We start from the raw sequence: 23336 nt of genomic DNA, 5'->3' as shown, positions 1-23336 counted from the left end.
TAAAATCAGTGAGCAGCAAGCTGCCAGTCAGCTCCCAATCCAGTAGACACGTTAAGCGGAACGTCTAGCTCAACAGTATGTTCCATAGCGTTTTTAACAATATTTTCTACGATATCTGCTTCGCCATGTGCTATTTCGAGAACAAGTTCATCGTGAATTTGCAAAATCACACGACTTTTTACTTTAGCTTCTCGCAAATCCTTATCTACTTGAATCATTGCAAGCTTCATAATATCTGCAGCACTTCCTTGAATAGGAGCATTTAAAGCTGCTCGCTCTGCAGATTCACGAGATGCTCTATTCGTGGAATTTAGCTTAGGAAAATACCTTCTACGACCAAACATCGTTTGAGTATATCCAAGCTTTCTAGCTTTATCTACTAAAGACTCCAAATAGTCATGCACGCCACCAAAGGTATCAAAATACTTTTCTTTAAGAACTTCTGCAGCAGCAGGACTAATAGAAAGCTGTTTTGCTAAACCATAAGTACTAAGCCCATATGCCAATCCGTAGCTCATTGCTTTAACATGCGATCTCTGATCTGGGCTAACTTGTTCAACTGGAATCTTATAAACCAAGCTTGCTACAAACTTATGAAAATCAACACCAGACTTAAAAGCTTTAATAAGTGTTTCATCTGCAGAAGCATGAGCCATAATTCTAAGCTCTACTTGAGAATAATCACAACTCATAAGCTGATCGTATTGATTTCCTGGAATAAAAGCAGCTCTAATTTCCCTACCGACCACATTCCTATTAGGTATATTTTGCAAATTTGGGTCCGAAGAACTTAAACGCCCAGTAGCTGCAATAGTTTGTTCAAAAGTGGTATGAATCCTGCCATCTTCATATCTTGCAGAATCAATAAGACTCTGTACAATCTGCTTTAACTTGTTTGTCTCACGATGTTTTAGCAAAGCCCCTAAGAATTGACTAGCTTTTTCATCCGGATCAATTTTTGCATATAATTCTTGCAATGCTTCTGCATTAGTAGTATAAGATCCACTTTTCGTTCTTCTTGTAGGCTTTAAACCCATATCCTCAAATAGCAATTGTTGAAGCTGCTTAGGACTTTGCAAATTTATCGGCTTGTTTGCTACGTCCAAAGCCATTTTTTGTGCAAATTGAGCTTCTGCCGCAAAATTATCTCTCATAGATACGAGCCTGTTCATATCTACGGCAGCACCTGCATCTTCCATGCCTCTTAAGACCCTAGAAACAGGCATTTCGACATCGACCATTAATCCTGTTTGTTTACGTTCATCTAGTTTTATAGCATATTGCTTTGCCAACAATCTTATTGTTATAGCAGTTTCCAAAATACGCTTTTCTTGATTTTTACGCTTATCCTCTTCTTGATTTAACTCTTCAGGATTATCACTATCTTCTAAAACAAAATCAAGCTCTCCTTGTGCAGGCTCTTCATTAGATTTTTCATTTTCTACATGAATATTTAGAACATGTTCCGCCATATCTTCAATATTTTCATTGCGAAAATCTGGTTCTATCAAATAAGATGCTAAACGAGTGTCAAGTAATGGATTAAAAGAGTAATTATTATCTACAATTTTCAGCGATTTAAGAAGAGCTATATGTTTTTTGTAGTCATGCAAAACAATTGAAGATTCATACATTTTTATGAAATCTTTTAGCTTGTGGCAGATTTTATTACAATCTTCGCTAGAATCCCCATTAAGAACATCAGAATATACAATTGCAGCATTATTTTGCGATAGCATTACTAGCACATCTGCATAAATACCAAACTGACTGCTATTATTTGGTTTTTGCAATGCATATATAACTAGTTCTTTGTGATCTTTAATAGTTTTTGCACACTCTAAATCATTTCTTATAAGATTTAAAGAAGGTTTTTCTTGAGACTCAAGTAATTTAAACAAATCTACGGTTGCTTTAGATTTATATTCCGTATTCTCTTTAACTAATTCTGACGATCCATTTGACTCACTTTTCTCAATACATGGTGACACGAGATTAATCCAATTATCTAAATCAGATTCTGAATAAATTTTATGAATATTTATTTTATCTACTATAGTTTTGAAATCCTCTAAATCATCTGAATTATCAGACTCTGTAGAACTAACATCACTGCCAGCATGAGTGCTTCCAGCAGAAATCATCATCTTAATGTTCTCTTCTAAAAGCTCTTTGCTTCCACGCGTAAATTCTTTTAAAATCTTCCTTCTACTGCGAGTACCAAATTCGAGTCTTTCAAACAATTCGCCAACTGACGCGGCATCAACATTTCCAAATTCAAGATCATTAATACTAACACCAAGATCTAAATCTTTAACAAGAGTATTTACTTTCTTATTCAGACGAATCTGATCTATGCTTTCTCGCAAAGACTCACCTTTTTTGCCAGTCACCTGATCCGCGTGTTCTATAATGCCTTCTAATCCACCGAATTGATTAATCCACTTTGCTGCATAACCATCGCCTACGCCAGGAACACCTGGAATATTATCGGAAGTTTCTCCTCTAAGCGCTGCTAAATCTGAATATTGCTTAGGCGTAACATTATATTTTTCAATAATCGCATCAGTATCCATTTGTTTTAAATCTTTAAAATGCCTGCCTGGATACAAAACATTTATATATTCATCAATAAGTTGGAACGCATCACGATCTCCAGAAAGAACAAGAGTCTTATATTTAGCTTTAGCGCCCATTGTAGCTAAGGTTGCAATAATATCGTCGCCTTCATAACCCTGTTTTGTAATATATTTAACACCTAATGCATTGAGCAATTCTTGTATAACAGGAAGTTGAGCTAGAAGCTCTTCTGGTGCAGCTTCTCGAGTTCCTTTATATTGCGGCAAAAGTTTATTCCTAAAAGTTCCGCCTTTAACATCAAAAGCAACAGCAAGCTTATCTGGTTTTTCTTTTTCAATAACCTGAGAAAGCATTGTTGAAAAACCCCATATTGCATTGGTTGCAAAACCAGATTTTGTTGAAAAATTATCCGCAGATATTGCGTAAAAAGCACGAAACGCAAGTGAGTGGCCATCTACCACCAACAACGTTCCATTTTCATCCTCATTATTCAAAGAATCCTCGTTTGCAACGATGCTGGCATTCACTTAACTACCCACCTGCGTTCTCGTAAAATAAATCTTTTATGAAATTATTTACCATAGCTGTCACAACCATTAATTGTAACAACTACAAAATATTGTTTTTAAATAATGCTTTGAAATACTGTTTACGCTTCTGCAGATGGTTTTTCTTCACCATACTTAGCAATAATAGCCAAAGCAAGACGCTTCTTTGGAATACGCTGATCCATAGAAGTTTTTTGAATCCAGCGGAAAGCACCCTGTTCCGAGAATCCAGCCTTGTCCATAAGCAAACCTTTTGCCCTGTCTACAAGCTTACGCTCTTCAAGAGTATCTTCAGCCTTCCTAAGCTTCTCTTCTGCTTTACGAAGCTGATCTTGCGCATCCTGTAGCTTATTTTCAGTACGCTCAACACTATCTAATAAATCGTTAATTTCACTAAACCTACCCATAGCTACTTCTAGAGCAGGTAAAAGTTTTGACTCCTCATACGGCTTTGTAACATAAGCCATAGCACCAGCGCCAGTAGCTCTCTTAACTAAATCAGATTGAGAAAAAGCAGTGAGCATAACAACTGGAGCAATATTCTCGTCACAAATAGTGGCAGCCGCTTGAATACCATCTACTACTGGCATCTTAACGTCCATGCAAACAACATCTGGATGGAATTGACGAGTAAGATTAACCGCTTCTTCTCCATTAGCTGCTTGTCCTACAACCTTGTAGCCATTATCTTCCAACATTGCTACAAGATCCATACGGTTCACTGCCTCGTCTTCTGCAACTACAACAGTTTTTTCAGCATTTTCTTTTTTGCTTTCACTGTTATCATCGTCTTTTTTAGGAGTAGACAACTCAGCCGCATCTCGCAACTCATCATCGGTAAGCACAACTGGCGACTTCCCCATCTCTTCATCGCTGGTTACAGCAGACATTTTACAACCTCATTTCCTTATCCTAAAACACAAGGCAACAGCGCTATGTATTCCACCAACACACATTTTGCACACTCTAATACACGCCAGCTTTGCGGTCATTGCGTGAACCAGCATCATGCATATTCATTGCACAAACACTAAAAGCACACCGTGCGCGTTGCCATACGATTTTACTAGTACGCATGTATAAAATACATTATAAACCGCTTTTTAATGCGGTAAAGCTAGCATGCAAATATTGACAATACAAAAGTCAAAGCACCAAGCATTGCTAAAGATACGCATATTGGAAAAGCATTAGCATAATTCCCACATATAACCGCATATGCTAGCGAATACGCTTTTTTAATAAACATGTAGGTAAGCAATAATAACAAAATGCAGCAAACAATAAACACACCCTGATTAAACAAGAAGCAATTTATTCTGAAAGCATTTTTATTCAATCTGGCTACATTCCAAATTATTGTCATAAACTTAGCAAAAAATATATTAAGAAAAACATAAACACACTGCAGAAGCGTAAACATAATTACAACAGAAACGAATATAATTCGCCCTATATTCTCCCCAACAATTGACATTGCTGTAAATTTTGCGTGTTTTGTATCACTTTCTATATCCCTTAAATTGTTAATCATCATAAGACAAGCAGAGAACCCGCCTGGAATGATGGACAATAACACACAAAACACAATTTGTGGAACGCTTGCCGTTGTTATTGATTCTTTAGGAAAACCACTTCCAAAACTAAGAGCACACAATGTTCCTAGAAAAGCAACAGGTCCAAAGAACAAAAACGCACTAAATTCTCCCCAACCACGGTAACCGTAAGGATGCGATCCTCCCGCATAAAACCACGCTCCCATAAGACAAACTAGTCCAAGAAGAATAAATATCCAAATTCCACTTCTAACAGTAATGATTAACCCAAAAACACATGATACTAAGGCAGATATGCAAACAGCATACAAAACTGATTTTGGTTTAATACCAGCGTCTGCAAGTCTCCAAGACACATCACACAATGTTTTATCGCCTAAATCTCTATTAGATCTTTGATCATCTAATCCGCGCAAACCATCACAATAATCATTCGCATAGTTCACTGAAATCTGCATAAAAGCAGCAACACCTATACACAATAGTGATTGAATAACAAAATTTTCAATATTATAAGATTTTACAAGTATTTGACCACTGAATAAATATCTTGCAAAAATCGAAATCGCCATAATAACTGGCACTATTCCGATTGGAAGAGTATAAAGTCTTGCACCTTTAAGCCAAACCTTTAAATTATTCATCAAAAATCGCCTAGATTCTAGAATTTTTTAACTTATTCTAGATTAGTTTAAACTATTTTAAATAATTTGTGGAGCTAATATAGACACAACTATAGGCAAAGCAATCATAATCGCAGATATTACAATAAGAACAAGCCCACGCCATCCAAAAGTGTACTTTTTATAAGATGACTTACGAGTGCGCAAATAGAATCCACGTTCTTCCGCAGCCAAAGCACAACTATCGGCTTTACGAACAGACAAAACCAAAAGAGGCACAATCAAAGGCATCATCAGCTTAATCTTTTTAAAAGGATTCTTAGTATCGAACTCAACTCCTCTTGCCATTTGAGCTTCCGTAATCTGAGACATTTCGTACGCAAAAATAGGAACAAAACGCACAGCTGTAGTAATAGTAAAAACATAACAGTAAGGAACATGTAGATATTGAACAACAGCATTAGCTAAATCGTTCAATTTTGTAATGCTAAGAACGCTAACAAGAGGCAAAGCAAAACAGAATAGTCTCAAAGATGCTCTTGCAGCAACAGAAATTCCTCTTGATGTAAACCACAAGAACATATAATTTCCACCCTGAGCAATAATCGTTTGCAAAAAGAACATTACAACGCCGAGAATAAGCATTGCGCGCACAAGAGGAAACAGAGTTTTAAGAATCCCAGCCATAGCCATAGCAACAAGAATCAATACTGCAATAGTTACAAGAACGCTAAATTGTTGAGCTATAAAAGCAGACACAACAACGCTTATAGCTAATATAAGTTTTGCAATAGGATTTGCCTTGTGCAAGAAAGTTGAACCAGCATTATAAGTAAGAATCTTAGTTTGCATAAAAATCACCCATTTGTTTTACAAATTGCAACTCTTTTTAAGAGCATTAACCAACATATCTCTCTTATACAATCCTTTACACTTAGCAAAACCATTTTTAACTAAGCCCTGAGATACAGCGCACAAAAGAGGAGCACATAAAGCAGCTTCATCGCAAATACTCTTATTCTCAAACACATGGCTTATGCTTCCGTCTTCAAGAATATGTCCATCATTTACTACGATTAAACGCGTTGCAAAATCAAGAACCACTTCCATATCGTGGCAAACCATTATCACGCAACAACCATGGTCTCTAAGGTCTTCTACAACTTGCATGATTCTCAAGCATTCCATGTAATCCAGTCCGCAAGTAGGCTCATCTAACACAAGAATCTTAGGTTTAGTTACAACAGTTGCAGCCAAAGCAACCATCTGACGCTGACCTCTAGAAAGCATAAAAGGGCTAGCATTAGGATCTAAATTAAGCTTTTCAATCACTTGCATAGCATGATCATTAGCTTCTTTAACAGACTCACCTAAAAGAATACAACTAAACGCTACTTCTTCTAAAATAGTATCTTTACAAAGCTGACGATCTGGATTCTGGAAAAGAGTCGAAACATAGTGGGCAATTTGGCTTATTTTCATGTTGCTAGTATTTTTGCCATCAATAAAAATACTTCCACTATTTGGCTTAAGCAAACCGTTTATTATCTTAGTAACAGTTGTTTTTCCAGCACCATTTCTTCCAACAAGAGTTACAAGCTCCCCAGGATAAGCGTCAAAAGACACGTTTTCTAAAGCACTAACACCACTCGGATATGAAAAACTAACATTTTGCAAAGAAAGACATGGTGAAGAATTTTGTGCTAAGTTTTGCGATGCATTGGAAAAGTCGAAAGCAGCCGCACATTTATCTTCATCGCATTCACTATGTGAATCATCATGTGAAACTAAAGAATTTCCACTATTAATCGTATTAAGAATAGTATTTACTGTATCTTCTACAGACACAGGCAAATCGCTTTTAGAGCAAACACTCTCACGCTGTAAATCATTAACCAAATGTGTAGTGCGCGGATAATTTATTCCAATAGAATAAAGCAAATCCATATTTTTTAGCGCTTGTCCAACAGGCAAATCCAGTGATAAAGTGCCATTAGAAAGCACAACCAAACGCTTGCAATACTCGCTTAAAAGCGCCACTTTCTGCTCAATTACAACAACCGTTATTCCAAAATTCTTATTCAAATCTTTAAGAATCGAAAAAATCATTTTAGAAGAAACAGGGTCTAAAGCGCACGTAGGCTCATCTAACACCATAACTTTAGGTTTTAGCGCAAGAATAGCAGCAATCGCAACTTTCTGCTTTTGACCTCCAGAAAGAGTGTCTAAATCGCGGTTGCGCAAATCACTAATGCCAACAATTTGTAAAGCTTCATCGATTCGATTCGGTATTTCATTGTGTGCAACACCAAAGTTTTCTAGACCAAAAAGAATCTCATCTTCTACGTTTGCAGCCACCATTTGCGCATCAATATCTTGGATAACTGATCCAATTAAGCAGGCTATATTAGTTAAAGCAAGATTTTTAGTTTCTTGACCTGCAATCTTAACGATTCCAGAAAGTTCTCCAGAATAATGATGAGGAATAGCACCAGAGAAAATAGAGGCAAGAGTTGTTTTACCAGATCCAGATGGTCCAATAATTCCAACAAATTCGCCAGCTTCAATACTAAGGCTTATATTGTTCAAGGCAAAAGTGGAATCTTGTGCCTTTGCAGAGTCTAAAGAATCATCCTTATTATGATTCAAATATTTAAAAGATACTTCCCTAAGCTCAAGCAAAGACACAACAATTCCTAACTCTTAAAAACCCAACAATACTATAAACATTACTTATTGATTACTCTCTGACGATTATATGACTTACTGAATATCATCTAAAATAAATTCAAATACTTACTTGTGTAGAACGAGTCGAATTGGAGTGTAAAGAACTTCAACAACAACAGCATTAAACACAGCAGTTCCCAAAATGATTGGAAGCATAACAAGAATCGTCTTAGGAGAATGAAGAACAAAGAAAGATGCAGTAGATGCAAATATTAAACCAGAAACAACTGTAGTTATAAAAGTTGCTATAAGTGGGAAAATACTGAACTTTCTAGCAGCATCCTTAGGGAAAACGCGGACATAAGCCATAATCATCAAAGTCATAACAATTGCTGCTGGAATATCGCAAACATAATTAAGACCAGGAATAGATGCGTTAAATTGCATTAAAGTTGCAGCCAAAGCACCAATAATCGCACCCTGAATAACATTTGGACGAACCAGCAAAATCGCAAGGCAGAATGATGCGATTAAGAAGTTTGGTTTAATATTTCCAATCGAAAGCGCTTTTGCAACTGTAAAGTCAAGAATACATCCTGCTGCAAAAAGAACAGCCACCAACACCAAAGACGTAATATCTAAAGCGTGCTTTTTAATACTTACAGCATTAAGCATATTACCTTCATGTTCGTTAATTTCCTGATTCATAATCTTCTCCTTTAAGTTGCGATAATCAAGTTTTAATTATCGACTTTTGTTATTTATATATGTTTTGATATTTATTTATATTGATTTAAATTAATTTGTTTAATTATTTTTCAATTCTGATTTACTTGTGTAGAACGAGTCGAATTGGAGTGTAAAGAACTTCAACAACAACAGCATTAAACACAGCAGTACCCAAAATGATTGGAAGCATAACAAGAACAGTGTTTGGAGAGTGAAGAATAAAGAAAGATGCGATTGTTGCAAAAATCATTCCAGAAATAACAGTTGCAATAAAGGAAGAAATTAATGGGAAAACACTGAACTTTCTAGCAGCATCCTTAGGAAAAGCCTTTAAATAACCCATCAACATCAAAGTCATAATAATTGCTGCTGGAATATCGCAAGCGTATTCAAGACCAGGAATTGAAGTGTTAAATTGAATTAAAGTCGCAGCCAAAGCACCAATAATCGCACCCTGAATAACATTTGGACGAACCAACAAAATCGCAAGGCAGAACGATGCAATTACAAACTCTGGCTGAATATTTCCAATCGAAAGCGCTTTTGCAACTGTAAAGTCAAGAATACATCCTGCTGCAAAAAGAACAGCCACCAACACCAAAGACGTAATATCTAAAGCATGCTTTTTAACATTTACACCTTTAAGTAAATCCGAAGCCTGATTAACACTAGATTCAGCAGAAGTAAATGAGGTTTCCTGCTTAGTTTCATTAATTTCCTGAGCCATGATTTTCTCCTTTTATGTAGATTTTTATGTTGATTGTTTTAAACAATTTTTTAATTGTTTTTTATGTTTATAGATTTGTTTTAGACGTAAAATTAATCCAAATAGATTTGGCTTTCTGGAGATATAAAAAAGACCTCCAGGTTTACCCTAGAGGTCTTTTACAAGCCTAAACAAGCAGCTTCTAAAGCTTTAGAGTAAACTACGCCAAAGAGAAGTCTGCCACCACCACATACGAGCAGCATCAAAAGTACCGCGAGCTTGAGCATTCATGTTACGCATGATAGCCGCCTCCTTAATACTTAGCTGCAAAGCTAAACGCTTAATGTGGTCAATCACAAATCCAAAATCGTAAATCGTAAAATTTACGATATCCGTTTGTGTTGTGTTTGATGCTAACACTATAAAAGTACAAATGCAAACAAAAATAAAAAATTAATGGAAAAATTTTATAAAATCCAAAACAATAATCTTCAATCATCCCCGAAATTTCAAGCAAAACAACGCAAAACGCGCGAAATAAAATATTACATAGCCAAACGTCATACACAAACGATATAGTCAAAGTCGGTTCGGGGTGCGTAAAAACGCTGAGATTACACCCGTTAAACCTGATCTAGGTAGTGCTAGCGAAGGGAAAATCATGGAAGAATTAAACGAATTAAATGCAAATATAGATACAAATATAGATACAAGTTTTAGCGTTCGCGCAAGAAGACGAATGTTTCTAAATGACGTTAGATCATGCATAGAAAGAGTGAGAGCAAAGAAGCCACTAACTCATTGCATAACAAACAATATTGTTCAAGAAATAACAGCAAATGTACTACTTTCCGCAGGAGCTACGCCAATAATGGTATGCGACCCAGATGAAGCAGCAGGCATTGCAAAAATAGCGTCAGGCGTTCTAGTAAATGTTGGAACATTCGAAGAGATAAAAGGCAAAGCCATACGCAAAGCAATAGAAACTTGCGAAGAAACACAAACTCCTTGGGTACTAGATCCAGTTGGAGTTGGAGTAGACGAATTAACCACTAGAATAAAATTTGTAAGAGAAATAGTAAAACGAAACCCAACAGTAATACGAGCGAACGCAAGCGAAATATTAGCTTTAGTTGGGCAAAACAGTCAGATGAAAGGCGTAGATGCGCAAGATCCAGTAAACTCCGCGCTAGAAGCAGCCAAAAAACTGGCAAAAGAATACGGATCTGTAATATCAATATCTGGAGAAAAAGACGCGGTATACGGTCACGGATGCCTAGTGCGAATAACTGGCGGACACAAGGCTATGACAAAAGTTGTAGGAACTGGGTGCGCTCTTGGATCATTAGTGGCGGCATATGTGGGTGCAAACCCAGAGCGCCCAGTGGCAGCAACAGTGGCTGCACACGTGCACGCTGCAGCAGCTGGAACGTTTGCAGCAAGACAAACAACCGCACCAGGAACATTCAAAACACTGTGGATCGACGCATTGCAAACATTAAGTGTAAACAACATGTTTGAACTAACAAACATTGAATTTAGCATAGAACCAACAGATTGGACGCTTTACCTAGTCACAGATCCACGAATGGGAAACCGTAGCGAAGAACAAGTTGCAGTAGAATCCATAGATGGCGGAGTGACAGTAGTTCAATTGCGAGATAAATACTCCAACGATACTGAAATATCAGAAAAAGCCATAAAGTTACGCAAAACACTTATAAAAGCAAAACATGGAGATATACCGATTTTCATAGACGATCACGTTGACACCGCAGCAAAACTGGGATTCAACCTGCATATTGGTCAAAAAGATACGCCTTTCGTTACAGCACGTAAATCCATGCCAGCCGAATGGATGATTGGACTTTCTTGCGCAAGAGTAGACCTAATGGAAAAAGCATATAAAGAGTGCAAAGAGAACGATACTCCACTTCCTGATGTTATAGGAATCGGAGCTGCATTTGCCACAAATACTAAGGCGCATGATGTTCCTCCTCTTGGAGTTGAAGGCGTAAATGAAGTAGCAAAAGTAGCACACAGCATGGGTGTAAAAACTCTAGCGATTGGTGGAATACACGAAAACACCGTTTTTCCAATCAAAGACCTAAGCATTGATGGAGTATGCACTGTATCTGCTCTCATGTGCGCTGAAGATCCTAAAAAAGTAGCAAGCGATCTTAAAAGCGTAATAACTCGCTAAAGTATGCATTAAAGTCACAAAGATTGGCTAATAGCGTATACTTTCAATCCCTAGCAACGTGTATACTTTCACAAGTTGCGGGCTTGTAGCTCAGTGGATAGAGCGTCTGCCTCCGGAGCAGAAGGTCGTGGGTTCGAATCCCATTAAGCCCACATTGTATGTTAGTATTAATTTCCTCCAAGAAGAGCAAAAGTACCGTAATATACAGCAGCGATTAAAGCGATAGCAGGAATAATTAAGCACCCAATCATAAACACATAATCGCGTTTATTCACATGGCTTATACGTGCATGAGATCTTGGGTTTTCTCCGCCAAATCCACGAGCTTCCATAGCCGTAGCCAAAGTTGTAGATCTTCGAATAGACAGCACCAAAAGAGCAAAAGCTTGAGGCATAAAAGCCTTAATCTTACTATCATCGCCAAGTCCGCGAGAACGCCTAGATGCACTGAGAGCAGCCCAATCATCTTGAAGGACGCTAAACAATCGCATACCAGCTAATCCACCGTAAACAAACCTATCTGGCAATTTCATAACTTGACTAAAGGCATCAGCTAAATCAGTTGCATCAATGCCAATAACAGTAACAATAGCTGGAACACCGATAGCTAAAATTCTGATGAATGTTGCAATTGCAAGAGTTGTGGAATGATCACTTACATGAATAATTCCCCAATCAAACCATGTTGCTCCACCTGATTTACCATACAACCACACTGCTAATGCAGATCCAGGAGCACCAACCCATACAGGCCAAGAAAGTTTAATAACTCGCAAAGGGTTCATTTTAACAACCCAAAGAATCACAAACTCCAAAACCAGAGCTATTGTTGCAGAAAGCCAGTCGAGAGTAAACAAAAGCGGAACCGAAAGTAGGAAAGCTCCAAGCATCCTATACACAGGATTCAAAGATGCCAAGAATGGAGAATAACTTGATGCGCGAGCTGCCTCATCACGATGGTTCACATCGCTAACTTCTATTCGAGATATATTCGTTGCATCTGTTGACGAAGATAATGCTAAAGATTCTTGTGAATTATCTACATTTTCAGACTCATAAGATTCGTCATTAGTGGAATCCACATTAGTTTTAAGTTCCACTAAACGCGCTCCAAGCGCATCTACTAACTCTCTATCATGAGTAACAACAATAACACTAACGCCATCTGCGCGAAGGCTTGCAATGAGTTTTATAATTTGTAACCAAGTTTTACGATCCTGTCCAAAAGTCGGTTCATCTAAAATTAAAACTCTTGGAGCTGCAGCCAAAGATGCGGCAACAGTAAGTCTACGCTTTTCACCTCCAGATAAAGTGTATGGGTTTGCGTTAGCATATCTAGATAGGCGGAATCTATCTAATAAAGACTCTGCTTTAGTTTTAGCGTCTTCTTCACTCATTCCAGTTCTAATAGGACCTAGCATAACTTCTTCAAGAACAGTTCCACACGCAAACTGATGTTCTGGATTCTGGAAAACGTATGAAATTCTTTTAGCAAGATCAGTAGACTTCCATTTCATAGGATCGGTGCCACCAGCGCCTTCGCAAAGATCCTCACTAGCTACAACCTGACCTTCTAAAGCTGGAATTAATCCTGCCAAAGTTAGAGATAAAGTGGATTTTCCAGCACCGTTTGCTCCAACTAATGCTGTGATTTGTCCAGAATTAAATTTCAAATTTATATTTTTTGCTATTGGAGTACTCGTATGACTAATCGCAAGGTTTTCTGTTGATAGAACTACTCTTCCATCACCTTTTGCTGGATCGCAATCTGGTTCACATTCAACATAAATCCTACCAATTCTGCGATCTTGCGGATCTTTATACTTGTCAGGAATCCAAATCCCAAGGTTTTCAAAATCAAGATCGCTTCTACTGAACACTTCGTCTGGAGTTCCATCTGCAACAATAACTGTTTGCGCAAACTCGTCTCGCGCAATATCATCATCGTGAACATAATTATTCTCTTCAGTATTGTTCACAGAATTATCAAGACCAAGAACCACTACTCTATCAATCAAATCAATCCAAGGCTGCGCATGATGTTCTACAAGAACCATTGTTGCATTGGTATCGTCTAAAACTTTACCAACAGCTTTTACAATCTGATTAACACCATCTGGATCTAGATTCGCAGTAGGCTCATCTAAAAGAAGCACACTTGGCTTCATAGCCAATGCTCCAGCCAATGCCAGACGCTGCATTTGACCACCACTTAAATGGGCGGTAGAACGGTGTAACTGTAATCCTTCTAAACCTACTTCTTCAAGACTTTTATTAACAAGATCCCATATTTCTTTACGAGGAACATTCATATTTTCAGGACCGAAGGCGACGTTATCTCCTAAACGTTGAAAAATAGCTTGAGCCTCTGGATCTTGTAACACTAATCCTACTCGCCCACGCGCTTTATGAACTGGTAAATCATCTACGAATACTGAGCCTTCGCTTACACCGCCATCTTCATCTTCTACTAAAACATTCTTCTTCGAATCAGGCTTTGAATTATTTGAGCTAGATTTAACAATATCACTACCAATCAGCCCAGCAGCACCTTCAAGAATTGTGGATTTGCCTATGCCCGATGCACCAAGCAACAAAACTCTTTGCCCTGCTTCAATTGTTAGGTTCAACCCGCGTACAGCAAAATGTTTGCGAGAAGCATGACGATAACCCCAATTATCAAAACGTAGCTGAGCATTGCAGCTAGCCGATGGAAGGAATGTTTCGGCATCCTGCGTATTAGTTTTGTTCAAAACTGGCGTTTCAAATGCATCGGGCATAGAAAAATCCTTTATGGCAATGATTTTATTTAATTATTTTCTATCTATTTTTTAATTTTTTCTTTTAGAATCATTTAGATCTGCTACGGACTTTTTAACGACCTAAAAATCCTAAAATGTCTTTATTACAAACACGTTTTTGACTTATCCTAATAACAAAACGTCATATCAGTGATTTACATCGCTGATTGCATTGCAATAAGACATTTTCTTTCGACATAGATATGTGCCTTACTGTTCTTTCACTACGACTTATGCGTTGGCTTAAATCGTAGGTCACCATTAAGGCACGGGAAAAACAGATCTCCGTGCGCCAGCATTACCTGGATTCACGTTCAAGCGGTTTCTCTCAGCTTTACAAATTAATGCAAAGCACCCGTGTCGTGTGAAGATTTTACGTCATTGCGTAGACTCGTATACAAACGCTAAAATTTTATATAGCGATTGTATACGAGTTGTTAAGTTTACTTAGTTAGACGATCTAAAAGCAAAGCTTCAGTTACGATATTCGATTTCAAGCCAGAAAGAGAAATCGACTCGTTAGGACTATGCGCATTAGACTTTGGATCTTCAGGTCCAGTCACCAAAACCTGAGCTTTAGGGAAAATTCGTTGCAATTCTGGAATAAATGGAATCGAACCACCTTCGCCCTTGTTAATAGGATCCACGCCAAAAGCATCCTTCATAGAAGCTAAAGCGTCCTTAGTTGCTACAGCATCAGGATCCATAGCCCAACCCATACCATTGTCAACTGGCTCTACAGTAACTTGCGCACCGAATGGGGCGTTTGCGGCCAAAAAGTCGCTCAAAGCTTTTTGCGCTTCTTCTGGACGCTGGCAAGGCGCAGTTCTAAGCGAAAGTCGCAAACGCGTTTCGTGAGCAATCACATTAAAGCTTTCCTCTACTGGATGAGCATCCATACCAATAACAGTCAAGCTAGGCTTAGTCCACATACGAGCAGCAAGGGAACCAGTACCAGCAAGCTTGTAAGAATCCACTACTGAAGAATCTGCGCGAACTTGAGCCTCATCCAAATCACGTTGCAAACCGCCAACAGGCTCTTGCGATTCAATTCCAGGAACGGCCAAATCACCTTCCTTGTTATAAAGAGAAGCAATAAGCATTGAAGCAAGCGTGTATGCGTCTAAAATTGGTCCGCCAAACTGTCCAGAATGAACCTGATGTCCAAGAACTTTCACTTTAACGTCTACAGTAGTGTTTCCGCGCAAACTAGTCGTAAGACTTGGAACATCCGCAGACCAATTTCCAGAGTCGGCAACAATAATAACGTCTGATTCAAACTCATCTTTATGAGCTTCGATGAATGGAATGAAACTTGGAGAGCCCATTTCCTCTTCACCTTCAATAAATACCTTAATATTTACGCCTAAATCTTCGCTTAAAGCGCGCAAAGCACCGTAGTGAATTGCAATTCCGCCGCCATCATCAGCACTACCGCGGCCATACAAGCGACCATCTACTTCAGTTCCTTTGAAAGGATCAGTATTCCATTCGCTTGCATCTGGAACAGGCTGAACATCGTGATGAGCGTAAAGCAAAACAGTTGGAGCGCTAGGATCCACAATACGAGATCCAACTACTTCAAAAGCTCCAGGAGTACCATCCGGATTCTGAGACTGCTCAACGCGAGCATCTACACCCACTTCGCGCAAAACTTCAGCCACATACTCAGCCGAAGCACGCATATGATCTCCAGTAATGCCTTTAGCAGAAACAGCTCCTAAAGAGATCTTCTTATTTAATACGCTAATAACGTCTTCCCAAGCGTTTTGCACGCGCGAACGCACATCAGCAACCTCTAAACTAGCCATAAGTCCTCCAAAAAACAGTAGATTAGTAAAAACATTAGTTGAATTACTACTATCAGACTATTCATAACCAACGAAATTGCTCATAACGCGTCTAGTCTGTTGGGTAATCTGCAAACATGACATGGAATCCATTCGTAAAAAAATCTGCTGATAATGGTGCACAAAATGGCAATCAATCAGCGACTAATGAAAATAGTGAAAATAAAATAGAAGATAAGGCAAAGACTCGCACAAAAAACGCTCCAACGCCGAAGCAAAGCGAAGCTACAGCGCAGAATCTTAGACCGTTAGTTCCAACGGATAGAAAAGCAAGCGCAAAGGCTGCGCGAGCCAGATTGCGCGAAAAAGAAAATGCTCAATACGATGCGATGAAAAATGGAGACTTAGCTCATATGCCAAAGTCAGAGCAGCTTCCATGGAGAGTTTATATTAGAGATTATGTAGATGCGCGTTTCAATATTGGCGAATTTTTTGTGCCGTTTGCAATCGTTATTATGCTCTGCATATTCTTAACTCAAAACTTCTTATCCACTAAGTATATTGCTCTATATTTTGCTCTTGCGATTGTTCTTTACGCATATCTTTTTGCTGCAATTATTGACGTTATAATAATGTGGCGCAAGCTTCGTAAAGAGCTTGTTAAGCGATACGGCGAAGTTTCTGTTGGCAAAAGCTCTAGATCTGCTATGTATGCTTGCAGTCGAGCAATACAAATGCGCAGATGGAGACTCCCAAAGCCAAGTACACCAAAGCGCGGTAATTGGCCTAAATAAATCGCTAGTATACTAACAAAGCTATGATTTATAGCATAAGCGTGTTTAGGGTATGATTACTAAGCAATAAAGCAACAAAATACAAAGCAATAAAACGCTAATATTATGTATTAGGGGATAAACGCAAATGGCAAACGATAAACCAAAAGGCATTAAGAAGCCAGGCATGATTTCACAAATTATGCGTATCTACAAGTACACGCATACAGACGATAAGCAGCTTCCACTTTGGCTTGGCTTAGCTTTTGTAGCTCCTGTTGTGCTGTGCATTGTAGCTGGTGTTATTCTTAGATGGTCCATTTTGACTTGGATTATGATGGTAATAACAGCACTTATGCTGGGTCTTTTACTGTTTACTGTTGTTCTCACTAAACGCGCAGATAAGGTTGGCTATGCAAGACTAGAAGGAAAGCCTGGAGCTGCGGCTGGCATTGTATCTGCTATTAACAAAGGCGGATTTACTTTCCCTCAACAACCTGTGTGGGTTGATCCTCGCACAAAAGATGCTATTTGGAGAGGAACTGGTTTTAACGGAATCTTCCTTGTTGGCGAAGGTAACTATGAGCGTTTAAGCCAAGCTATGAATCGCCAAGAGCACGCGATTAAAAGTGTTACAGCAGGATCTAATATTCCTGTTTACCGCATTTGCGTCGGTAATGGTGAAAATCAAGTTAAACTTAGGGATCTAAGAAGTAAGGTTTTAAAATCTAAAACTTTAATGCCTACAAATCACAAGTTTGCTTTGTTTAAGATGATTCACCCTAATCGTCGCTTCTTCCTCACTAAAACTGAGCTTGCAATTTTGAATGATCGTTTGCGTACGCTACAGGGCAAATCTGGGTTCGGTATTCCAAAAGGAATTGACCCAACTCATGCTCCTCGAGTAAGTCGCAGAGCTTTAAGAGGAAAATAAATCGTAGGTTTTATTTAAATAAAAGGCATAAAAATAAACCAGACGTTCCAATTGGTTCGTCTGGTTTTAATATATTTTAAGCGACTTTATATGACTTTACGCAATTATTATTCGCGCGTTATCTGCGACTCTACCCAATCCACAATGTAAGGAGCACACTCCTCCACTTGATCCATTGCAATCTCAAACTCTTTAGGACCTCCGTACCATGGGTCCGCCAAATCCAAAACAGCTTCGCGACCAACTTGTGGCTTTTCTAAAGACGGATCAAAAGACCTATACATGTGAACAAGACTACGCTTTTGTGGCGGAATAATCCTGAGCAAAGATTGCATATGCGAAGCAGTCATTGGAAGAAAAAGATTCGTCTCTTCTATTTCATCTCGCTCAATCCTATGCGCAAAATGGCTTAACGGCAAAGAATAACCCCTACTTTTAAGCTCTCTTTGCGCACGTCTATCAATCGGATTTCCGTATTCTTCGTCACTTACGCCACATGATTTTACAGCAACAACATCACTTAATCCTCTAAGCTTAAACTCGTTACGCAAAACAATTTCTGCCATTGGCGATCTGCAAATATTCCCTGTACAAACCGTCATAACAACATACGGATGCTTAGCATCTACGTGAATTTTGTTTAAAGATTCCATACATATCCTTAATCTAGCTTATTTTTAGATTTAACTGGCTCATAAACCATAAACTTATATTTTGTATTGAATTGATTTGCGCCAACTTTTATAGTCGATTCCTGCCAATCACAATCACGTGCAACTTTCCACAATCCATCATCTACAAGTTTCTGAATGTTAGGAGCAAACGTATCAGCTTCTACTCTAGTGTCAATTTGAGTTACATAGGCAGCGTCAACAATTTGCGACTCAATCACTTCTCTAAAAATTGCTCCGCCACCAATAATCCAAACTGCGCTACCATCTTTAGGCAAATCTGAAGAATCTACATGCTCAATAGGATTATCTTCAATCCATTTTTTTGCGTAACATATTGCTTCTTCAATGCTTGTAAAACTTTTTGCACCATCTGAATTAAAATCTGGATTCCTAGAAACAACGATATTTTCTCGCCCAGGAAGAGGACGGAACTTTTCTGGCATAGAATCCCAAGTTCCCCTACCCATTATTACTGGGCAAGAAATTGTCATGGCTTTAAAATAGCGCAAATCTGTGGAAAGTCTCCATGGCATACCACCATTTACACCCATTGCGCCTACGCGGCCTTCCAAATCGTATGCTTGCCCCCAAATTAAACGCACAGGAATATCGTTTGCCATAAAACTCCTAGTCAAAAACTCAAACTAATAAGCAACTAATAAATAAGATCACACAGCTACAGGAGCTTTAATCGTAGGATGATGCTTATAATCAACAACCTTAAAATCACTATAGTCGTAGCTAAAAATTGAATCAGCTTTACGAATCTCAAGCTGCGGATACGGGTACGGCTCACGCGAAAGCTGCTCAAGCACTTGCTCTACGTGATTATCGTAAATATGGCAATCGCCACCTGTCCACACGAACTCTCCTGGTTCCAATCCTGCTTGCTGAGCCATCATCATTGTTAAAAGCGAGTAAGAAGCAATGTTGAATGGCACGCCAAGGAACATATCGCAAGAACGCTGGTAAAGCTGGCAAGAAAGCTTGCCGTCAGCAACATAGAACTGGAAAAGCGAGTGACAAGGCGGCAAAGCCATATTCTCTACTTCTGCAGGATTCCAAGCACTGACAATCATTCGACGAGAATCTGGATGATTTTTAATAAGCTCCATAACGTTTGCAATCTGGTCGATTGTTCGATTAGGATTTTCTTGCGTAGGCGCTGGCCAACTACGCCACTGAACGCCGTAAACAGGACCTAAATCGCCATTTTCATCTGCCCACTCATCCCAAATATGCACACCGTTTTCTTGCAACCAGCGCACATTACTAGAACCTTTAAGGAACCAAAGAAGCTCATATGCAAGTCCCTTAAAGAACACTGTTTTTGTGGTTATAAGCGGAAAACTCTTGCTTAAGTCAAATCGAATTTGTTGACCAAAAAGAGATATTGTTCCTGTACCAGTGCGATCCGATTTTAAAGTACCTTCCATAAGTATTTTTCTAACCAAATCCTCATAAGGTGTAGGAATATCGGAAGTAGGTTTCTGTGGTACGCGAGAGCGGATATCCGCAAGTTCTTCTTGAGTTAAAGCCATGAGATTATTTTATCATTAGCTAAATTCAACACCACCAAAAGTAAATATAAGAAATATAAGAACAAGAATCAAACTGAAATCAAAGCATGCTAGTTATAATAGGTTTGTCTTAAAAAATAAAAGTTAAAAACAAATAGACATAAGCACAAACATAATCACAATGTGTTAATGTATAAAAATGCAAAGGAGCAAAAATGACTAGAAGAATATGGGTTGAACGTTTAGAAGACGGGTCTTGGCAAGCACAAAGTGATGATGGTGCAACACTAAAATTTGGTAAAGGAGAAGGACAATTTTCACCTGTGGAACTAATGCAAATAGCTCTAGCTGGTTGCACAGCTTTAAGCAGCCAATACGCTGTTGAACATGCGCTCGGAGAAGGAAAAGGCGCTCGAGTTCTTGTAAATGGAACTTATGATCCAGAAGAAGGAACTTACTTAAGATTCCAAGAGGATGTAACAGTTGATGCTACAAGCGCAAAACCTGCTTTAAACGATGAAAATGCAAAAGAACTAAAAGAACGCATGGAAAGACATATCAACAAGGGTTGCACAGTTAAGCACACTCTTGAACGCGGTGCGCAAGTGCGTGTAACAGTAAATGTAAGACACTAAAAACGCTAAAAATCACAATTTGTGGCGCAATAACTTACACAATGCTACACTTTTAACGTTGTTAGAGCTATTTATGTAACTGGAGGAAACTTTGAAAATCGCGATTTTTACAGAAACATATCCACCATACATAAATGGCGTAGCAACGCAATCATACATGCTTAAAAAAATGTACGAGGAACTTGGACACGAGGTTCTTGTTGTTACGGTTGGATCCGAAAAACAGCGAAAAACTAAGCTTGTAGACGGAGTTGTATACGTTCCAGGAATACTTCTTAAAAAGCTATACAAGTATAGAGTTGCAATTCCGATTGGAAACATGCGCAAAAAATTCCCTATCAACTTTAAACCAGATGTTATTCATATACAAAATGAGTTTGGTATTGGTGAAATAGGTCTAGAAGTTGCTAAAAAAGAACATGTTCCTGTTATTTATACTCTTCATACAGAATACGATAAGTTCCTGTTTTATATTGGTCTAAAGCATTTTACAGAGTTTTCTAGGAATATTTCAGCAAAATATTTTACGCGATTTTCTAAAAATGCAACAATTATTACTAGTATGTCCGCTAAGGCTCAAGCTTATATTGATCGTCAAAAAGTCGATAAAAAAGTTGTTGTTCTTAGCAATGCAGTTGAATATAAAAAGTTCTTGCCTACACCAGAGCGAATTGCTTTTAGAAAAGAATTCCGTAAAAAATACGGTATTGCTGATTCCACGAAACTCTTCGTTTTTGTTGGAAGAATCGGAGCAGAAAAGAATATCTCTGAGCTTATTGACAACTTTATGTATTGCGATTTTCCACGCGAATTAGCTAGACTCGTTGTTATTGGCGGAGGACCTGATTTAGAAGACTTGCGTGAGAAAGTAGCTAACAAAGGATTTGAAGATAGAATCTACCTACTTGGCCCTATTGAACACACGCAGATCCCTAAGTATTTGCACGCTATGGACTACTACACTACCGCTTCCCTATCGGAAATGCATTCACTTTCTATGCTTGAAGCCATGGCATCTGGATTATTTGCTCTCGTAAAGCACGATATCCCTAATGAGAATCAGATTATTAGTGGCAAAAATGGTTATCAGTGGGATTCTAAAGAAGACTTTAAGCAAGTGTTTAGTCACGTTCTTAACATGAGTGAAGAAGAGCAAGCACAACTAAAAGCAAATGTTCTCGAATACTCAAAGAACAATGACTTTAAAAAGCAAGCTCAAGAGCTAATTAAAATTTATAAACTTGCTATTGAAATGAACAATAACGAACTTGCTAAAAAACGCGCTGCTCGCGAAGCAAGACGCGCACGCTTTTTACTTAAAAACAAGTAAAAATCAAACTTAAACAAATAAAAAGCACATAGTACATGCCTGGGCTAGCTTTGCAACAAAATAGCGTCCAAAACACTGTTTTAGTGCTTTGGACGCTATTTTCTACTACAAGCTACTTCTCTACTACAAACTACTAGTGAAGCGGATCAATAGTTTGCTCGATTTCTTTAGCAGCTTCCACACCAGCTTTTGGAACATCAACTGTATGAACGCCACTTATAGAATCAATAGCACTAGTATCATTACTTACCTTAGACTGCTGTGCTACTTGAGCAGCGCTTAACTCCACATACTTACGTGGAACCACATACACCGGTCTAGAAGAATGCTGCAACAAACCTTGGCTAATAGAACCAAGAAGCAATCCTGTAAAACCACCACGTCCTCGTGAACCCACAACAACCAAATCATTGTTTAAGCTCGCTTGAGTCAAAGCGTTTACAGCAGAGCCTGGAACTACAGAACGATGAATCTTTAGATTTGGCAAACGCTGCAAAATAGGCTTTACTCTCTCATCAAGATCTTCCATATAAGATCCCATAACAGCAGTGTCACCTTCTGCACCCTGAACGCTAGGAACAGCAGAAATCACATCTAATTGTGCGTTCCAACTATCAGCCAAATCTGCAGCAATCTCAAGAGCTTTTAATCCCCACTTAGACTCGTCGGAGCCAACAGCAATCTTAGAAATCTTATTATTCAAGTGGATTCGTTGACCATCATCATCTGTATATGGAACAACAACAATTGGGCAATAAGCGTAGGCTGGAAGCGAAGAACTTGTCGTGCCAAGCAAACGCTCAGCCAATCCACCTTTACCTCGGTTACCAATAACAATAAGCTGATAGTTCCTAGAAAGCTCTACAAACACAGAAGAAGGATCGCCAGTAACGATTAACGTTGTTGCATCCACACCCTGTTCTAAAGCTACAGCTTTTGCTTTAGAAAGAATTTCCTGAGCGTCTTGATGAGCAACATTATCATCACCAATCGCAGTATAAGTCGCATCAAAAGATACAGCTGCATAACTAGGTAAAGAATATGCACAAACTATTTGAAGCTGTAATCCAGCATGCTTAGCATAATTAGATGCCCACCATACAGCCTTATAGCTCGCATGAGAACCATCAACACCTACAAGAACAGCTTTTTCTTGTGTAATAACACCTTGTGCCATCTAGATCCTCCTAGCATCGCGCGATTTTTTATTTTCTTAAATACTTTAAATACTAGAATAGCGCGTTTAAGGTAGTCGCGTCTATCG

The 23336-nt window shown here is 38.6% G+C and carries 18 protein-coding genes, 1 tRNA gene and 1 riboswitch; of the genes, 6 read left to right on the top strand and 13 right to left on the bottom strand.

Going from position 1 to position 23336, the window contains the following annotated elements; all coding sequences use genetic code 11:
* Positions 1 to 5 precede the first annotated feature (5 nt).
* From polA to HXT53_RS02065, 7 genes are all read right to left on the bottom strand, one after another.
* Positions 6 to 3107 (bottom strand): DNA polymerase I, encoded by a 3102-nt coding sequence (polA, locus tag HXT53_RS02095; protein WP_014554689.1) that lies wholly within the window; start codon positions 3105 to 3107, stop codon positions 6 to 8.
* 122 nt (positions 3108 to 3229) lie between these two features.
* The gene (locus HXT53_RS02090; protein WP_004112506.1) at positions 3230 to 4018 is read right to left on the bottom strand and encodes an ANTAR domain-containing response regulator; all 789 of its coding nucleotides are present in this window, start codon (positions 4016 to 4018) and stop codon (positions 3230 to 3232) included.
* Between the two features lie 227 nt (positions 4019 to 4245).
* Positions 4246 to 5328: a 1,4-dihydroxy-2-naphthoate octaprenyltransferase gene (gene menA / locus HXT53_RS02085; protein ID WP_020760836.1), complete on the bottom strand. Its 1083-nt coding sequence runs from the start codon at positions 5326 to 5328 to the stop codon at positions 4246 to 4248.
* Between the two features lie 57 nt (positions 5329 to 5385).
* Positions 5386 to 6159: an energy-coupling factor transporter transmembrane component T family protein gene (locus HXT53_RS02080; RefSeq protein ID WP_004112504.1), complete on the bottom strand. Its 774-nt coding sequence runs from the start codon at positions 6157 to 6159 to the stop codon at positions 5386 to 5388.
* A gap of 18 nt (positions 6160 to 6177) precedes the next feature.
* The gene (locus tag HXT53_RS02075) at positions 6178 to 7995 is read right to left on the bottom strand and encodes an ABC transporter ATP-binding protein (protein ID WP_116772941.1); all 1818 of its coding nucleotides are present in this window, start codon (positions 7993 to 7995) and stop codon (positions 6178 to 6180) included.
* A 108-nt stretch (positions 7996 to 8103) separates the two neighbouring features.
* Positions 8104 to 8685, bottom strand: coding sequence for a tryptophan transporter (locus HXT53_RS02070; protein ID WP_004115564.1), 582 nt, complete (start codon positions 8683 to 8685; stop codon positions 8104 to 8106).
* 121 nt (positions 8686 to 8806) lie between these two features.
* Positions 8807 to 9433, bottom strand: coding sequence for a hypothetical protein (locus tag HXT53_RS02065; protein WP_004115566.1), 627 nt, complete (start codon positions 9431 to 9433; stop codon positions 8807 to 8809).
* Between the two features lie 560 nt (positions 9434 to 9993).
* Positions 9994 to 10086, top strand: a riboswitch (TPP riboswitch).
* Between HXT53_RS02065 and thiM the strand changes: the two genes are divergently transcribed.
* Both thiM and HXT53_RS02055 read left to right on the top strand, forming a co-directional pair.
* On the top strand, positions 10074 to 11615 hold the full coding sequence (gene thiM, locus HXT53_RS02060; RefSeq protein ID WP_174142757.1) for a hydroxyethylthiazole kinase: 1542 nt from the start codon (positions 10074 to 10076) through the stop codon (positions 11613 to 11615). Its footprint overlaps the riboswitch before it by 13 nt.
* Before the next feature lie 79 nt (positions 11616 to 11694).
* Positions 11695 to 11767, top strand: a tRNA-Arg gene (locus tag HXT53_RS02055).
* Positions 11768 to 11782: 15 nt separating this feature from the next.
* Here HXT53_RS02055 and HXT53_RS02050 read toward each other — a convergent pair.
* Positions 11783 to 14395: an ATP-binding cassette domain-containing protein gene (locus tag HXT53_RS02050; RefSeq protein ID WP_020760839.1), complete on the bottom strand. Its 2613-nt coding sequence runs from the start codon at positions 14393 to 14395 to the stop codon at positions 11783 to 11785.
* A gap of 464 nt (positions 14396 to 14859) precedes the next feature.
* Positions 14860 to 16227, bottom strand: a complete 1368-nt coding sequence (locus HXT53_RS02045; RefSeq protein ID WP_004574952.1) for a dipeptidase — start codon at positions 16225 to 16227, stop codon at positions 14860 to 14862.
* Positions 16228 to 16433: 206 nt separating this feature from the next.
* Here HXT53_RS02045 and HXT53_RS02040 point away from each other — a divergent pair, with 206 nt between their 5' ends.
* Complete coding sequence (locus HXT53_RS02040; protein WP_373271523.1) at positions 16434 to 17000, top strand: DUF3043 domain-containing protein; 567 nt, start codon at positions 16434 to 16436, stop codon at positions 16998 to 17000.
* A gap of 127 nt (positions 17001 to 17127) precedes the next feature.
* On the top strand, positions 17128 to 17913 hold the full coding sequence (locus HXT53_RS02035) for a DUF4191 domain-containing protein (protein WP_004112489.1): 786 nt from the start codon (positions 17128 to 17130) through the stop codon (positions 17911 to 17913).
* Positions 17914 to 18020: 107 nt separating this feature from the next.
* Here the strand turns inward: HXT53_RS02035 and HXT53_RS02030 are convergent, their stop codons facing one another.
* The 3 genes from HXT53_RS02030 to HXT53_RS02020 are packed head-to-tail and all read right to left on the bottom strand — an operon-like array spanning position 18021 to position 20128.
* Complete coding sequence (locus HXT53_RS02030; protein WP_004112487.1) at positions 18021 to 18566, bottom strand: low molecular weight protein-tyrosine-phosphatase; 546 nt, start codon at positions 18564 to 18566, stop codon at positions 18021 to 18023.
* A gap of 8 nt (positions 18567 to 18574) precedes the next feature.
* Complete coding sequence (locus HXT53_RS02025) at positions 18575 to 19207, bottom strand: dihydrofolate reductase (RefSeq protein ID WP_004115573.1); 633 nt, start codon at positions 19205 to 19207, stop codon at positions 18575 to 18577.
* A gap of 48 nt (positions 19208 to 19255) precedes the next feature.
* Positions 19256 to 20128 (bottom strand): thymidylate synthase, encoded by an 873-nt coding sequence (locus HXT53_RS02020; protein WP_004574972.1) that lies wholly within the window; start codon positions 20126 to 20128, stop codon positions 19256 to 19258.
* A gap of 194 nt (positions 20129 to 20322) precedes the next feature.
* Here HXT53_RS02020 and HXT53_RS02015 point away from each other — a divergent pair, with 194 nt between their 5' ends.
* Together HXT53_RS02015 and HXT53_RS02010 are read left to right on the top strand one after the other, a co-directional pair.
* Positions 20323 to 20742 carry an OsmC family protein gene (locus HXT53_RS02015; protein WP_004116790.1) on the top strand — a complete coding sequence of 140 codons (420 nt, stop codon included), beginning with the start codon at positions 20323 to 20325 and terminating at the stop codon, positions 20740 to 20742.
* Positions 20743 to 20833: 91 nt separating this feature from the next.
* On the top strand, positions 20834 to 22072 hold the full coding sequence (locus tag HXT53_RS02010; RefSeq protein ID WP_421780521.1) for a glycosyltransferase: 1239 nt from the start codon (positions 20834 to 20836) through the stop codon (positions 22070 to 22072).
* Between the two features lie 133 nt (positions 22073 to 22205).
* Here the strand turns inward: HXT53_RS02010 and HXT53_RS02005 are convergent, their stop codons facing one another.
* Complete coding sequence (locus HXT53_RS02005) at positions 22206 to 23249, bottom strand: universal stress protein (protein ID WP_004115580.1); 1044 nt, start codon at positions 23247 to 23249, stop codon at positions 22206 to 22208.
* Positions 23250 to 23336: the final 87 nt, after the last annotated feature.

Source organism: Gardnerella sp. KA00390 (assembly GCF_049244075.1).
GTDB classification, from domain to species: Bacteria; Actinomycetota; Actinomycetes; order Actinomycetales; family Bifidobacteriaceae; genus Bifidobacterium; species Bifidobacterium vaginale.
This window is presented reverse-complemented; position numbering and strand designations above follow the sequence as displayed.

Coding starts and splice junctions, on each gene's coding strand:
- HXT53_RS02045 (WP_004574952.1), bottom strand. CDS start 16,227: ATGGCTAGTTTAGAGGTTGCTGATGTGCGTTCGCGCGTGCAAAACGCT.
- HXT53_RS02020 (WP_004574972.1), bottom strand. CDS start 20,128: ATGGCTTTAACTCAAGAAGAACTTGCGGATATCCGCTCTCGCGTACCA.
- thiM (WP_174142757.1), top strand. CDS start 10,074: ATGGAAGAATTAAACGAATTAAATGCAAATATAGATACAAATATAGAT.
- HXT53_RS02005 (WP_004115580.1), bottom strand. CDS start 23,249: ATGGCACAAGGTGTTATTACACAAGAAAAAGCTGTTCTTGTAGGTGTT.
- HXT53_RS02090 (WP_004112506.1), bottom strand. CDS start 4,018: ATGTCTGCTGTAACCAGCGATGAAGAGATGGGGAAGTCGCCAGTTGTG.
- HXT53_RS02035 (WP_004112489.1), top strand. CDS start 17,128: ATGGCAAACGATAAACCAAAAGGCATTAAGAAGCCAGGCATGATTTCA.
- HXT53_RS02015 (WP_004116790.1), top strand. CDS start 20,323: ATGACTAGAAGAATATGGGTTGAACGTTTAGAAGACGGGTCTTGGCAA.
- HXT53_RS02025 (WP_004115573.1), bottom strand. CDS start 19,207: ATGGCAAACGATATTCCTGTGCGTTTAATTTGGGGGCAAGCATACGAT.
- HXT53_RS02080 (WP_004112504.1), bottom strand. CDS start 6,159: ATGCAAACTAAGATTCTTACTTATAATGCTGGTTCAACTTTCTTGCAC.
- HXT53_RS02065 (WP_004115566.1), bottom strand. CDS start 9,433: ATGGCTCAGGAAATTAATGAAACTAAGCAGGAAACCTCATTTACTTCT.
- HXT53_RS02070 (WP_004115564.1), bottom strand. CDS start 8,685: ATGAATCAGGAAATTAACGAACATGAAGGTAATATGCTTAATGCTGTA.
- HXT53_RS02030 (WP_004112487.1), bottom strand. CDS start 18,566: ATGGAATCTTTAAACAAAATTCACGTAGATGCTAAGCATCCGTATGTT.
- HXT53_RS02050 (WP_020760839.1), bottom strand. CDS start 14,395: ATGCCCGATGCATTTGAAACGCCAGTTTTGAACAAAACTAATACGCAG.
- menA (WP_020760836.1), bottom strand. CDS start 5,328: ATGAATAATTTAAAGGTTTGGCTTAAAGGTGCAAGACTTTATACTCTT.